At 39.8% G+C, this 15,072-nt stretch carries 14 protein-coding genes; 12 read left to right on the forward strand and 2 right to left on the reverse strand.

Annotated elements, in window-relative coordinates; translation table 11 throughout:
• The first annotated feature begins 170 nt into the window (after positions 1-170).
• Positions 171-1,109 (forward strand): hypothetical protein, encoded by a 939-nt coding sequence (locus DKM50_04970; GenBank protein PZM81937.1) that lies wholly within the window; start codon positions 171-173, stop codon positions 1,107-1,109.
• Positions 1,110-1,243: 134 nt separating this feature from the next.
• On the opposite strand, the gene DKM50_04975 is transcribed toward DKM50_04970, so the two are convergent.
• Positions 1,244-1,630 (reverse strand): MerR family transcriptional regulator, encoded by a 387-nt coding sequence (locus DKM50_04975; GenBank protein ID PZM81949.1) that lies wholly within the window; start codon positions 1,628-1,630, stop codon positions 1,244-1,246.
• Positions 1,631-1,809: 179 nt separating this feature from the next.
• On the opposite strand from DKM50_04975, the gene DKM50_04980 reads away from it, so the two are divergent.
• The 6 genes from DKM50_04980 to DKM50_05005 all read left to right on the forward strand — a co-directional run bounded on the left by DKM50_04980 (position 1,810) and on the right by DKM50_05005 (position 6,396).
• Positions 1,810-2,169, forward strand: a complete 360-nt coding sequence (locus tag DKM50_04980) for a dinitrogenase iron-molybdenum cofactor biosynthesis protein (GenBank protein ID PZM81938.1) — start codon at positions 1,810-1,812, stop codon at positions 2,167-2,169.
• The gene (locus DKM50_04985) at positions 2,169-3,014 is read left to right on the forward strand and encodes a (4Fe-4S)-binding protein (GenBank protein ID PZM81939.1); all 846 of its coding nucleotides are present in this window, start codon (positions 2,169-2,171) and stop codon (positions 3,012-3,014) included. Before DKM50_04980 ends, DKM50_04985 begins: the two co-directional genes overlap by 1 nt.
• Positions 3,011-3,901 carry a (4Fe-4S)-binding protein gene (locus DKM50_04990; protein PZM81940.1) on the forward strand — a complete coding sequence of 297 codons (891 nt, stop codon included), beginning with the start codon at positions 3,011-3,013 and terminating at the stop codon, positions 3,899-3,901. The genes DKM50_04985 and DKM50_04990 overlap by 4 nt, the downstream gene beginning before the upstream one ends.
• Positions 3,882-5,060, forward strand: coding sequence for a chromosome partitioning protein ParA (locus tag DKM50_04995; GenBank protein PZM81941.1), 1,179 nt, complete (start codon positions 3,882-3,884; stop codon positions 5,058-5,060). The genes DKM50_04990 and DKM50_04995 overlap by 20 nt, the downstream gene beginning before the upstream one ends.
• Positions 5,060-5,902 (forward strand): MBL fold metallo-hydrolase, encoded by an 843-nt coding sequence (locus tag DKM50_05000; GenBank protein ID PZM81942.1) that lies wholly within the window; start codon positions 5,060-5,062, stop codon positions 5,900-5,902. The genes DKM50_04995 and DKM50_05000 overlap by 1 nt, the downstream gene beginning before the upstream one ends.
• A gap of 77 nt (positions 5,903-5,979) precedes the next feature.
• Positions 5,980-6,396: an MOSC domain-containing protein gene (locus DKM50_05005; protein ID PZM81950.1), complete on the forward strand. Its 417-nt coding sequence runs from the start codon at positions 5,980-5,982 to the stop codon at positions 6,394-6,396.
• Positions 6,397-6,440: 44 nt separating this feature from the next.
• Here DKM50_05005 and DKM50_05010 read toward each other — a convergent pair whose 3' ends face one another.
• Positions 6,441-9,179 (reverse strand): hypothetical protein, encoded by a 2,739-nt coding sequence (locus DKM50_05010; GenBank protein ID PZM81943.1) that lies wholly within the window; start codon positions 9,177-9,179, stop codon positions 6,441-6,443.
• A 346-nt stretch (positions 9,180-9,525) separates the two neighbouring features.
• Here DKM50_05010 and DKM50_05015 point away from each other — a divergent pair, with 346 nt between their 5' ends.
• The 5 genes from DKM50_05015 (at position 9,526) to DKM50_05035 (ending at position 15,041) form a co-directional block, all read left to right on the forward strand.
• Positions 9,526-10,656, forward strand: a complete 1,131-nt coding sequence (locus DKM50_05015) for a hypothetical protein (GenBank protein ID PZM81944.1) — start codon at positions 9,526-9,528, stop codon at positions 10,654-10,656.
• 419 nt (positions 10,657-11,075) lie between these two features.
• Positions 11,076-11,780 (forward strand): ABC transporter ATP-binding protein, encoded by a 705-nt coding sequence (locus DKM50_05020; protein ID PZM81945.1) that lies wholly within the window; start codon positions 11,076-11,078, stop codon positions 11,778-11,780.
• Between the two features lies 1 nt (position 11,781).
• Positions 11,782-13,026: an ABC transporter permease gene (locus DKM50_05025; GenBank protein PZM81946.1), complete on the forward strand. Its 1,245-nt coding sequence runs from the start codon at positions 11,782-11,784 to the stop codon at positions 13,024-13,026.
• Between the two features lie 15 nt (positions 13,027-13,041).
• Positions 13,042-13,785 carry an outer membrane lipoprotein-sorting protein gene (locus DKM50_05030; protein PZM81947.1) on the forward strand — a complete coding sequence of 248 codons (744 nt, stop codon included), beginning with the start codon at positions 13,042-13,044 and terminating at the stop codon, positions 13,783-13,785.
• On the forward strand, positions 13,782-15,041 hold the full coding sequence (locus DKM50_05035; GenBank protein PZM81948.1) for a hypothetical protein: 1,260 nt from the start codon (positions 13,782-13,784) through the stop codon (positions 15,039-15,041). The genes DKM50_05030 and DKM50_05035 overlap by 4 nt, the downstream gene beginning before the upstream one ends.
• Positions 15,042-15,072 lie beyond the last annotated feature (31 nt).

Consider the following 15,072-nt stretch of genomic DNA (forward strand, 5'->3'; position numbering starts at 1 on the left):
TTGTTACTTTTCACCTCTTAGGTGATTTTTGTTTTTTCGTCGAAACAATTGTAACAACTGGAGGTTCTTTTGTTTATAGGCTTTCTATTTAGGAATTGGCGTTCTAAGATGTGTATGCAACAATCCCGGATTTGTTACGAGATATTTACTATAACTTGGGAGTGATAATAATGAGATACAAATTAATTTCTCACAGAGAGCAATTTCCTTACTACTCCAAAAAGATTCCCGTAATGCGAAATGTTCGGGAAATGATAGATTTCATCAATGCTCACCCAAATTACAAGTTCTGTCCATATTTAGCAGACAAAGATAGTATTGCCTGGAATAAATCTACCAGCAGAGGCTATATGAACCAGGTTATTCCAGGATTCATATATTTGCCTTTCAATATAGAAAATGGAAATAATGAAGAGCTCATCAAATTCTACGATCTCTGCATTAACTCTGAAAGAATAGTTGCCATAAACCAGACACAGCCTCACAAAAGCAATCCTATATTAAAAGACTTGTTTCCTGCCGGGCCAGTTAATATTGATACCCTTTCAAAGCACGAAGGGGGGAGGCTGAAACCATTCAGTCTTAACGGAACAGCTTTTTGTAGCTGGTTTATTGACGAGGTGAACACGTTCAAGGATAAAACTGTCATTATTCTAGGCGTTGGCGGTGCAGGAGAACCAATTGCAAGAGAAATAATGAATTATAATCCTCGCAGTTTGCATCTTGTTGATATAAGAGACAGAAATGCTCTAGCCCGTGAGTTAGGCGCTCATGCAATGAGCTATCAGAGTATAAACGAAGTCTCGATCAAAAATAACGAAAAGCTGGTTTTTATATATACTGCTGGAAAAGAATTTAATGAAGGATTAGAAGCATGCAATGATTTCTTATTTGAACATAAAGGGGCTAACCATATTTTTGTTGATCTAAGGCCACACCTATCTTTAAGCACCGTCGATAATGCTAAGCATTTAGGGTGGAGAGGATATACAGGAAACGGAATGAATGCCAGAAATGACTACGCATTACTTATAATGATTTCCAGAAGCATGGAAATAACGACTCCGCCATTTGAAGTGTTTAAATCGGCTGTTGATGACAATTCATAATCAAGAGTAAAGCCTATCATGATACCTGTCTAATGCGATATGCGAGATCTACCTCGTCATCTGCCTTTCCCAGCCTTTATAATGCCCGGAATGATGGGAGTCCCTTTCTTCTGCTGGTTATGTTTTTCCTGTCGCTATGAAGCCTGGTTCTTGTCCTTTAAATAAACTTCACAGCTCTCGCATGACTTTTCACAAGCATTTTTTGCCATTTCCCAGCATTTTTTTTCGCGTTCTTCGAGTGTCGTACAGTTAGCACGTGTTTCTGGAGGACATTTTTTTAATTTCCAGCAGGGAATTAATTCGAGTAGTTTTTTAATTCCAGGAATGCTGAGGTTTTCTTCATGGATTAAATTTCTTAAACACTGTATCCAGGTCAAATCATTTTGAGAAAAAAGTCGTTTCCCTCCCTGACGTCCAGGCTTGATTAGTCCTTCTTCTTCATATATTCTAAGTGTTCTTGGGTGGATGTCAAGTATTTTAGCTGCAATCCCTATAGAGTATACCGGCATGGTTTTTTTTATATTCATAATTCACTTTTTATGTCCTTGCCTAACTGCTTGACGGCAAGGCGCTATGTTGAAATTAAGCGATGCTATCAATCGCTTATGATACTATACTTGACAATTACAATTGTCAAGTATAGTATCTTTACAGATCGCAATGATAATTCTATTTCTAATTCTACTATATGGAGGTATTTATGAAAATAGCTATCAGTTCAGAAGGCAAAGATTTAGATTCTAACGTTGATGCAAGATTTGGGAGAACTCCCTTTTTCGTTATAGTAGATATAAATAGTAATGACTTTTACGCCATTGAAAACAGCAAGAATTTTAACGCTGCCCAAGGTGCCGGTATTCAGTCAGCTCAAAACATCGTTAATCAGGGAGTTGCGGTGGTGATTACCGGAAATTGCGGGCCAAAAGCTTATAAGGTGCTTTCTGAATCAAATATAAAAATAGCCTGTGCTGCTGGGATCACTGTAAAAACTGCTATTGAGCACTATAAAAACGGGATGCTTGAATTGATGGGTACAGCTAATGTAGCGGGACACTGGTAATGAAAATAGCAATTGCCAGTGGAAAAGGTGGGACAGGGAAAAGCACTCTTGCAATTAATGTCGCGTATCTGCTAACCAGGAACAAGATTTCCGTATGTCTTAAAGATTGCGACGTGGAAGAACCTAACTGCCATATTTTTATCCGTGAAGGTCGCAGCAACATAGAAAAAGCTGAGGTTGCTATCCCGAAAATCGATAACAATTTATGTGTTAATTGCAATAAATGTGTTGATTTGTGTGCATATAATGCGCTGGCAAAAGTGCCAGGGAAAGTATTGGTGTTCTCTGATTTATGCCATAGTTGTGGCGGCTGTACCATGATTTGCCCTGTTGGCGCTATTACTGAAATTAGCAAAGAAATTGGGCTTATTAAAAACAAACGAACTCAAAAATTACAGCTAATTACTGGGGAGCTTAAGATAGGTGAAGCAAAATCTCCCCCGCTTATCAAAAAAGTTAAGGCCTACCCGGTTAATTCTAAACTACAGATAATAGACTGTCCTCCTGGTACAGCATGTCCCGCAGTAAGCGCTATTAAAGATACTGATCATGTCTGGCTGGTTACTGAGCCGACGCCATTTGGGCTGCATGACCTTGACTTGATCGTAAAAGTTGTTAGGAAATTGGGAATAAGCCATAGTATTATCATCAATAAATCCGGTTATAACGACAATATAATCGAGACATATGCCCAGCAAGAAGCTATTCCTATAATTACCAGAATACCAATGGACCTAAAAATTATACAAACATATTCTGCCGGTGGATTAATTATTGATATTCTTCCTGAATATACAAGTTATTTTGAACCGTTGATTAATTTTGTTAAGGAGAAAATACATTGACTGAAGAGCTAGTTATCGTAAGCGGCAAAGGCGGTACCGGAAAGACAAGCTTGACCTTAGCTTTTGCAACTCTTGCTGAGAATGTTCTTTTAGTAGATTGCGATGTTGATGCCTCAGATATGCATCTTATATGCAAACCGGAAATAATATCAAAAACTGACTTTTACTCAGCGAAGAAAGCTGTTATTGATTATTCTAAATGTACTGAATGTGGAAAATGTGCCCAGCTGTGCCGATTTGATGCAATCAATGCTGCTATTGAAATTGATGAGGTTGGTTGCGAAGGCTGTGCAGTATGTGCAGCTTTTTGTCCTGAAAAAGCTATCGTAATGCAGGATGCCCATACGGGTGAATGGTATATTTCAAAAACCAGATTCGGAAAACTTGTCCACGCAAAACTGGGTATTGCTGAAGAAAACTCAGGGAAGCTGGTTGCTACAGTAAAGCGTGCAGCCAGAATCCTAGCAAAAGAAGAGGATTCCCAACTGATCATTGCTGATGGGCCGCCAGGAATAGGTTGTCCTGTTATTGCTTCCATCAGTGGCGCTAATTTGGCCTTGATTGTCTGCGAACCAACAGAATCAAGTTATCAAGATATGGTAAGATTGTCCGAATTGTTGGATCATTTTAGGATAAAAACCGCTGTTTGTATCAACAAGTACGACATAGTTCCTGAAATGACAGCAAAAATTTCACAGTTCAGTTGTTCCAATAAAATTGCCGTTATTGGAAAGATTCCCTATAATGGCGTATTTAATAAGGCTCAAATGGTACAACAAAGTGTAATCGAGTTTGAGCAAAGCTATGTTACAGAAAGCATCAGGCAAGCCTGGAACAATATCAAAAGTTTAATGGAGGATTTACGGAATGAAAGAAAAACAAAATGAAGTAATGCAAGCACAGCAATTAAAAGAAAAAATTGCAAAAATTAAAAATAAGATTGTTGTTTTATCTGGCAAAGGAGGAGTCGGCAAAAGTACTGTAGCGATTAGCATTGCCAGGGCTTTAGCAAAGGCGGGACAACGGATTGGGATTTTAGACGTCGATATTCATGGGCCAAGTATACCCAATCTTTTAGGTATAAAAGATGAAAAGCTTACTACTATTAATAATTCTATTTTACCTTACGTAAGCGGAGATAACCTATTAGTTATTTCTATAGGGCTACTGCTCGATAATAGTGATCAGCCGGTTATATGGCGTGGTCCCGCTAAAATGAGCATGATAAAGCAGTTTGTCCAAGATGTAGAATGGGGTGAACTGGATTATCTGGTTGTTGATTGTCCGCCTGGAACAGGAGATGAACCTCTTTCAATTATGCAAATGCTAGGCGAAATATCTGGTGCAGTAATTGTAACTACTCCGCAGGAATTAGCGCTGGTTGATGTTAGAAAATCAGTTAACTTTTGTAAAATGCTGCATGTTCCAGTTGCGGGTGTTGTCGAAAATATGAGCGGATTTGTTTGTCCTGATTGCAATAAAACCCATTATATATTCAAGTCGGGCGGTGCGGAGAAGATGGCAAGCGAAATGGGGATTCCTTTTTTAGGTAAAATACCGATTGATCCTCGTATCGTCGAGACCGGAGACAGTGGCACATCTTTTGCCCGTCACTATGAGCATACTGAGGCTGGTAGGAGCATAAAAAATATTATTACAAAAATTAAAGAATTTACTGTTGATAAAAAAGAAAAAGGAGAAAAAATTATGAGATTTGCAATACCTACAGAAAATGGAGTGCTATGTTCTCATTTTGGTCACTGCGAACAGTTTACTTTTATCGATGTTGATGATGCAACCAAGGCTATTATCAAAAGCGAGGGAATTACTCCTCCGGCACACGAACCTGGCGTTATTCCCCGATGGGTCGCCGGGCAGGGCGCAACTATAGTTATTTCAGGCGGCATGGGTGCAAAAGCTAAATCTCTGTTCGAGAGCCATGGTGTTAGGGTTGTTGTTGGCGCAGCTAATGAATCTCCTCATTTACTTGTCGGCGCTTTTTTAAATGGCACGCTTGTAACCGGGATAAATGCTTGTGATCATTAATGAACTTAACTATTCTAACTGATAATTATTCGCTCCCGGGAAAACCGTTGCTGGCTGAACATGGTTTGTCTTTTTATATAGAAACAGATGGTAAGAAGATACTTTTTGATACCGGATATTCTGACGTATTTATGCGCAACGCCGTTAAGCTTGATCTTAGTTTGAGGCATTTGGATTATCTTGTGTTTTCACATGGTCATTATGATCATACCTGGGGTGTTGTGCCGTTAATAGCTCTTTATCGGGAATCCATAAAGAATAAGATCCCTTATCATAAGCCAGAAGTTATTACTCATCCGCTTACCTTTTATCATAAATACAAAGAGCCTTTTGGTGAGCAGGGTTCCTTACTATCAGAATCTCGCCTGGCTTCTATTTTTCAGTTGTCGCTAAGGAAAACGCCTTTTTGGATAACTGAAAAACTGGTATTTCTGGGAGAAGTACCAAGAACAAATGATTTTGAAGGTAATTATTCTGATGGTAAGATATATAAAAATAAAATATATATTGATGATTGTATTTTGGAAGATTCGGCATTAGCTTATAAAACTGATGCCGGATTGGTTGTCATAACCGGATGTGCCCATTCAGGTATATGCAATACGATAGCTTATGCACAAAGTATCTGTGCTGAAACTCGGATTCTTGACGTTGTCGGGGGGCTGCATTTATGTGAGGCAGCAGAGACTCAAGTGCAAAGCACGGTGCAATATTTAAAGAAAGTTTCTCCATTATCGATTCACCCTTGCCATTGCACGGGTTTTGCAGCCAGAATGGCTTTCGTAAATACATTGCCGCTACAGGAAACAGGTGTAGGACTGACTTTGAACTATTCGGAGTAGGTGCTTGTGGTAAGCCATAGAAAATTTAAACGGAAAAGAGCTTGGAATGCCTGTTGAAAAAGCTAAAAATTATTATAATGGCTAACGTAACTGGTTTGTATATTAGTCAAAAAAGAGGTATCGACAAAACAAGTGTTTCTTCTGTAAATGCGATTGAAAATTGGGGGATTGAAAGCGACGCACATGCTGGCGATTGGGATAGGCACGTAAGTATTTTCCCTGAAGAAGCGATGCATGTCGTACCCAAAGAAAAAAGGGAAGAAGTGCAAAAAGGTGGATTTACGGAAAATATAACTATAGCGGGACTTTCTTTGACCCAACTTTGTATCGGGGCTGTTATTTCAATAGGTACAGTAAAAATTAAAATACTTTATATCGGGAAAGAAATATACAAAGAATATGGTCGATCTTATATTGTTAGCCGTGAAGGGCGTTTTGGTGTCGTGATGGCGAGTGGAACGATTAGTCTCGGGGATAGTGTAATATTTGCGTGATACTCTTTTAGCACTTCAGCATATAAGATCGCAATCTCAGCGAGTTAATCATATTTAAGGCTAAATTTGATTAATCCGTTATATTGACCAGGAGTAGCATGAGAAAAGTCTCCCCGGATTTTATACTCAATGGTTTCGTGGAGTGTATCCTGGGTATTCGTACTCCACTCCTTAAGCGGGAGGAGGTCGTCCTGCATTCTTATGTAGATACTATCCCCGCTCTTTTTGATCTCAAGCGGTGCGATATCAGTTTGTTGATTGATTAATCCGGTGGACTCCGGTAGATATGAGTATAATGTTACTTTGTGGATATTATTCTTAAGCAGATTGTCGCAGTTTATCATAATATTAATGGTTCCGGGCGCTTCTTTAATATTAGAGCTGGTAACGGGGTCAAAGCAGGTAGTACTGATGAGGGATATATTGATACTGGGCATGATGTAGGGGAAGGCACCATCCATTATGAGCAAGCCAAGAATACCCAGACTATGATTATAGTAATTAAACTGGGCATCGAAATCAATTTTTTGGTCACTGAGGGAGTTTCTTAATCCCAGGAAAGATCCTAATCCGTTGCGCGAGAGGTCCAGGTAACTGTCGATGCTCTGTTTCCAGATAGATCGGTAGCTTAGGTTCTGTGTGCTCATTGATCCGACAGCGAACATTGATGCGAGGGATATATCTGTATAATTATACTCATACAGAGCGCCTCCTATAGTCCGTGATTGTGCCGGACTCCCATCCATCTCAAGAGGTGTAATTGCCGCAGGGGCAATCGTTTCCCCATCTCCGGAGAAAAGGTCTGCTGTCTTATCAAGAAACTGTTTGGCCCTTGGTTCTCCAAACCATAAGTAATCAGTTATCAGCCGCCAGTTGACCCGTATGGAGTCTTTTCCCAGCATGTAGGTATAAAAGCTGCTTTTTGGAGCTATTCCCGGATCAAGCGGGAGTGAATTGTCCAGAGATCTTCCCCAGAAGTCGCACCAGTCGGGAGCTAGCCCTTTGTTATACCTGTCTGCTGAGGCGATCAGTTGGTAGCCATTATCGATGAGCAGGTGCCAATTATGATTGCTGCGATCAAAGAGTTCGAATATCCGGTACCAGGCAGGAGAAAAATATGAGGGATTAGCTTCATTCTCCACTTCGACAAAACCATTGCCGCTCGGACCACTTTCATCACTGGGCATGAGATACTTCTTGTTGTTCAGGACCAGGATCCCATGGGTATAAATGCTGTCCAGCAACGATTGTGCTTCCTCTTCATAATTGATAGACGGTGATTGTTGCCATATTCCCGCCCTGACAAGCGTATCCGCGAATATCAGTGCCACGGCAATATCCTGATCTGCATCGATTGCCGAGTTGCTATCTCCCCACAGAAAGGTCCCGTCAGTCTTTATGTTCCAGGCGAACAGCTTACTGGAATTGGTCTTATGCATCGGAGAGGAGATCGTTGCGTAAGCTAGTTCATTAAAGGCTTTTTGATCATTCATATAGACGGCAATAAGCATTCCATAGCCTGATCCCTCGGATTTTGCGATGTCAGCACTGTCGAGCCTGGTCTTGGAAGCGCCTCCAAAGGCATCAAAGATCAGCCCTTCGAGATGGTTGCCTGAGGTGACAAGCTGTTTATAGCTATCAATAAATCTGTTCTTATATGCATTCCATAGATGCTGACAGGAGTCCGTATAGTTTGTGTCGGAAGTCAGCTTCGGAGGTGCGTTTGGAAGCAAGCCTTTTGCGAACAGTGCCTCTTTCAGCGGCGTTTTCAATTCGCCGGTGGTGAGGTCGTGTTTATCAAACCGGATATTTTTTATATAAACGTATTGCGGATAATCGGCATATTCATTCATCTCTACGATGATTTCTTTTGTTTCAGAAATATCAAAGGCATCCTGTGAAAAATAAAGCAGGGGGATTTCATATTCTTTATTACTATCTGTGGATACATTGAATATCTTGTATTTCGGGGACAGATTGTTATTTGTATCCTTTAATCTGACAAAAAATTCGCCGTTCTGGCTTTTTATTACGAGTAGTAGCCGTTTGTATAAGGAGAGATCTGCATTTTGGTTATCACCTTTTGTGCCCAGCCATATTCCGTTTTGTGCCGGCCATTTGCTCTCGCTGGTGTTGAGGATATGATGATAATTATCAAAGCTGTACCCGCTTCCGGTTCCCCACGACCCGTTTCCTGTTGGATATGCGCCCTGCTCCAGATAAAAGGTTTCATCAGCGGGTCCTTCATTATCATCGAACCTAATATTCTTGATGGTAAGTTTGTACTCGGATGCATTGTTTTCATCCAGAGAAAAGAGTATTTCTTTTGCTTGTGTCACATCAAACCCTGCCTGGGAGAAGGCCGCTGCCGGAATTACATAGGTGGCATAGGTGTCCTGCGGCATATTTTCGATCAGGTATTTTTTTGATTCATTATTGTTGATGTCTTTTAAGAAGACAGACATCTTGCTGTTGATGCTTTTGGCTTCAAATATCACGCGCGTATAACCTGATAGGTTTTTTAACATACCTTCGTTGGATTTTGTCAGGCCGATCCACATGCCGCACTGACTGGGATAAGGATAACTCATGTATAGTTTGTGATGATAATTATCAAAGCTATAGGTCTTTGCCCCTGACCCATAGACACCGTTGCCATATGCCCGATAATATGCCCCTTCTTCGACAAAAAATGTTATCGCATGTGCAGTCGAAATCTGTGCGTTCATCAAAATAGCAGCGCAGAGCACAAATAGTATTTTAATAATCCGCTTAAGGTCCATTATGTGGATATCCTAATATTATGTAGAGATGATTGGCTATTGTAGCATACAATTTAATCATAAGCTACAGCAAAAAATGCATATATCATCAGAGTTTTTACAGCGTGCCTGCAGCGATACTGCGTAAACAATTTTGTGATTGTTAACAGATTGTGCTCATCGGAATAGTTGGAAGTTATGTTGTTTGCATGGCCTCACGAACTGGAGGAAACTCTACTTGAATTGATAATTGCTTCAAAGGGATTTAATTGACTTTGAGTGGTTCATTCGGGAAATTATGTAATATCTATATATATCGATATTTTGCTTACGCTCTTATGTGGTATGATGGACGCGCTAAAGGTCAATGTATAATAAGGAGGAAAAAATGAAGAAGCAATTTGTTGCAGGATTGATACTCATATTGGTTACGGGTTGTTCTCAATACACTGAAAAAGAGACTGGAGTTATTCAGGAACCGAAGGCTATGCTGTCATCGCTAACGGATGTTTCTCAAGGATTATCAGCTTATTATCCATTTAATGGAGATGCGACTGATAACACCGGGAATGGACATAATGGAACAGTTACGGGGGCAACATTATCAGAAGACAGGTTTGGAATATCTGGAAATTCATATAGTTTCGATGGCATCGGTGATGCTATAATTATTGATAATGCAATCGGTAGGGCTGCAGAATTTAGTTACAGTGTCTGGGTAAAGCTTGATCCTCTTCCCAAATTTCAAAGCGCGGAGAATACGATAGTACAAACGGGTAACGGAAACATTTATTATATTCCTTACAGTAATAAATTTGTTATTAATATAATGCGGGATCGGAACGGTGGTGCAGACGAAGGGACAGCTACCAACTACTTCTATCAGTTCCCGAACCCTCTTTCCCCAGAACAGTGGGGTCACATTGCTTTCGTAGCTTACTTAGATAATACTGCAAAGTTTTTTGTGAATGGTGTGGAGGTAGCGATAGGTTCAAGAATAACAGATGGAGGTCAACTAGGTGATTTTAACGCTACTTGTTTTGGTGCAGGTAAGGTTACTAATCCGGAGTCAATGAACTATTCTTTCACTGGTAGTATCGATGATATAAGCATATTTTCGAAAGCACTGACAGCTGAAGAGGTCCAGCAAATTTATCAGAGAGAAGCAGTTATGGTTGTCAACGCCGACCTGAGAATTGATCCTCCGGTCATTAACAAAAAAAGTAAGGGACAGTATCTAACTGCTTATGTTGAGCTGCCACCTGAGTATAACGTAGCTATAATAAATCCATCTTCAGTTCTGCTTAACGGCACTATTGCAGCAGAGGAACATCCTACTGTCCTGGGCGATAATGATAATGACGGTATTGCTGACCTGATGGTTAAGTTCGACAGACAGAAAATAATCACTTCACTGAATTCGGGCGAAATAACTGTTACCGGTAAACTGACCAATGGGATGACGTTTAGTGGAAGAACGTTTATAGGAATTAAGTAATCTGCGTTTGATCCCTCATGCTTGCTGTGTTAATACTATGAGTATGGGGGATTTTACTATCTATTCATGACAAAGAATGAGCTTTTTTTTTTGTAACTGCAACGAGTATGTTATCGCTAATTCCATGAACAGATCGTGTGGGTGCCGAAAGAGTCCCGATTCATAGGATATGGGCCCTGGGGTGAAAGAATATCCGGAGGAACATAGCAGCGCATGAGATAATGAAAGAACAGCATCTTTGGGGATTGGGAACGTTATTATGTTTCACCGGAGATATGTATATGCTGTTTATTATGTTAATCCCTGTTAATATTGGCATGTTGAGATATAATGCAATGATTATGGCAAAGATCCTTCCATAAGTACAAATGTTTATTAACTAAATAGAGATTTATAAAAAGGTATAGGAAAGGAAAAACATGAGTTTGATACAAATGCATGATGTGACGAAAACTTATCAAGCAGGAGAAACCAGGGTAGAGGCCTTACGGGGAATTAATTTAGAGATAAATGAAGGGGCTTTTATCTCGTTTATTGGTCCTTCCGGTAGCGGGAAGTCTACTCTGCTAAATGTGTTGGGCTGTTTGGACAAACCAACAGGTGGCGACATAATTATAAATGATGTAAAAATTAACAATCTCAATCGAAAAGAATCAGCAGATTTTAGAGGTGACAATTTGGGGTTCATTTTCCAGAATTTTAATCTGATACAGGTGTTGACTGTTTATGAGAATATAGAGTACCCATTATTAATGGTACAGAATATTCCGACGGCGGAAAGAAAAGACCGGATATTAAATCTGCTGGATAAAGTCGGCATGTCTGATCAAAAAGACAAATTACCCAGCCAGATTTCCGGAGGACAAAAGCAAAGAGTTGCAGTGGCCAGAGCTCTGGTCACCAATCCCAAGCTGGTATTGGCAGACGAACCCACCGCAAATCTGGACCACAAAACTGCCTTCAAAATAATAGAAACCATGCATGCCATGCAAAAGCTATTTGGGACAACCTTTATTTTTGCAACGCACGATCCTAAGATTGTAGGTGAGGCTGAAATTATTTATACTTTGGAAGATGGTTTGATTACCGACAAAACAACTCCAAACAACCTGGGAGGTAACTAATATGATGCGTATTTTTAGCATTGCCTGGCGTAATCTCTTTCGTTACAGTAGACGAACACTACTGACTTCGTCTTTAATAGCTATAGGTGTTGCACTCGTGATTATATTTTCCGGCGTAGGCATGTCTTTTAAAAACTCCATGATCGGGATCCTTACAAACTCATCTTTATCGGATATGCAGATCCACAAGAAAGGATATGTGGAATCAATTGACAACCTCCCACTACATATATTTATAGACAGTAATGGGATAAATAAGTTAAAAAATATTTTAATAAAAAATAATCAGATAGAATCATATTCATTTAGAATTAAGCTTGGTGCAATGATTAGTAATTATGCTCAAACGTCAGCTATACGTTTGACTGCGGTTTATCCGGACCAGGAGAATAAAACTTGTCCTGCCTTGGTGGAACGAATGAAAGGTATTGCCGATCCCAATCAATTTGTGAAACAGGGAGAAATCGTGTTGCCGAAAAACCTTGCTAAAGGGCTATCCTTAAAAAAGGGGTCGGAAGTTGTTATAGTCGCCAACAACAAAGACGGCTCGGTAAATGGTATGTCATTTAGAGTGGGGGGCATCGTGGATGCTGTTTTGGGGCCGCAGGGAAAAGATGGCTATATTCATATCGATGATGCTAAAGCCCTGTTACGTATTGAAGGCGATGAGGTGTCTGAAGTCGCGATTCGGGTGAAAAATTTCGGGAAGCTACAAAAGGTATTTTCCGGGCTTAAAAAGGATTTAATTGGAACAATAGATGAAATTGGAAACCCGACGTTTGAAATACATACGTGGGAGCAATTGTCGCCATTTGCAAGCATTGCTAAAATAGTTGACCTTTTGCTTATAACTGTAAGAGTTATTTTGATATCAATTGTGCTGATTAGCATTATGAATATAATGATGATGTCAGTTTATGAGCGAACAAGTGAGATAGGGACCATAGCGGCCATCGGTACCCGGCCTAATAAAATTCTAGCTCTTTTTCTTGCCGAAGGGCTTTCGTTAGGACTTATAAGCACTGTCGCGGGTACGGTTGTTGGTGTGGGGATATTGTTTTTACTGAACGTCGTCAAGATAAAATTTAAATTTGGAATGATGGCACTTACACTTACCCCATCTATCCCCTGGGGAGAAGTGATCATGACTTCGGTGATTGTTATTATTATTTCAATACTTGCCAGTTTACAGCCGGCATATAAAGCTTCCAGGCTTGAGCCTGTTGATGCTTTGCGACATATTTAAGGAGGGTTATTTTCTATGAAAACAGTAAAATTGTATAAATTGGTATTGATCGCCTTTTTTCTTTTTGCGGCCGGTCCGGTCTTTGCAGTGGAGGGCAACCAGATTCTGAAACAGGTTGATGAAAAGTTAATGCCTGAATCCTACGAATCTTACCGCAAACTGATTAATGAAGAACCAAATGGCAAAAAAAAAGAGTACACTTTTTTTAGTATTAAAAAAGGTCTGGATAAAATTGCTATGTATTACCTGTCCCCGGCTAGTGAAAAAGGTCGGGCCACGCTACGTCTCGGGGAAAATATGTGGCTTTATATCCCCAATGTTGGCAAACCAATAAGAATTACCAGTATGCAGTCCATCACCGGCGGAGTATTTAACAATGCGGATATCATGCAGGTTGACTATCAATCGGAATACAACGCTTCAATTGCGGAGGAGACAAAAAAGGGATACCTACTCGAACTAAAAGCAAAAAATAAAACTGTAGCTTACGATAAGTTGAAAATGTGGGTTGCAAAAGAAGGCTTGGTGCTCGAAAAGATAGAGTGCTACGGGGGAAGCGGCATGTTAATTAAAACCCTGGAGTTTAAAGAAATGAAAGATTTTGGTGAAGGGCTGGCCAGGCCTTCGGTAATTGAAACACACAGCCCGCTTTATAAGGGCTACCGGTCATACATGATATATCAGAAAATTAAATCAAGAAAATTCTCTAACGAAGTGTTTTCTTTGAATTATCTTCCAAAACTTGGAGAACTGCGTTGAAGCTGAAACCGTTGTTATTAAATTTTATCGCTTTGTTGTGGATACTATCAAGCCCCGTCTTAGGGCAGGATGAAGATAAAAAGCTGGAATGGAGCGGAAATCTTGATAGCAGGTATTTGTTGGTACAAACCAATAAAAGTTCGCCTTTTTATAAGCTTTCTTTTTGGGAATCGGGGAATTTGTCTAAATATCTTTCTCAATTCAGGAACGATCTTTATCTAAACGCCGACTACCAGCAAGAAAATTTGGGTGTTCATTTAAAAACGCTCTCAACATATTATAGCGATTCTTCAGCCTCCTTTAGTTTACTGGAAGCATACGGCAACCTGAATCTTTCATCGAGTTCGTTCGTTCAAATAGGAAAGCGTATTTATAACTGGGGAAAAGGATATGCTTTTAATCCTGTGGGTTATGTTAATCCTCAGAAAAATCCGGAAAATCCAAATCAATTGCAACCGGGCCTTGACTCTCTGGGCGCTGAATATATTAAAAGCTTTGAATCCGGTCCATTGACGAACTTTGCTCTAACGGGAATATTGATCCTGGCAGATAAAACAACAGGCAACCATTATACCCAGATTGAAGATACTGACATCGCACTGAAAAGCTATTTTTTGCTATTTGACACAGACATCGACTTGCTGGGGTATGTGAGCAGAACCAACCCCAAACGTATCGGGTTAGACTTTTCAAGAAATATTAAAGAAAATATTGAGGTCCATGGGGAACTATCTAACTCTTGGGACGATCCAAAATATACTATTTTTAATAACACACTGAATACTCAATTTACAGCAGGAAAATCCTGGTTACTTGGCTTGCGTTATCTTAACGAGCAAAATACTACCTTGATCGCAGAGTATTATCATAATGATAATGGGTTAACCAGAGATGAGTATCATCTGTATAAAAATTTTATCTCAGGTGTACTATCAGGCAATAATGGCAATGATATCCAACGAGCTAGGTCTTATAACCAGAATTTTTTTAACAGCACGGTGCTTATGCAGGACTATATATATTTTAAAGTGAGCCAACCCGAACCCTTTGGCTGGCTGTATTTTACTCCCTCTTTGTCTGCAATTTATAATGTAGCAGATGGCAGTGCTCTTATATCTTTACCGTTGAGTTTTGTCCCTATTACCAACTTCGAATTTATATTTTGGCCGACAATTATGACTGGTGCTCCTGAAACAGAGTTTGGAAACAAGCAACTTCAAAATAAACTCGAATTCTGGATGAGGTTTTATTATTAAAAATTTCACGTATGATCAAAAAATCACATTA

This window comes from Candidatus Margulisiibacteriota bacterium, assembly GCA_003242895.1.
Classification (GTDB): Bacteria; Margulisbacteria; Riflemargulisbacteria; order GWF2-39-127; family GWF2-39-127; genus GWF2-39-127.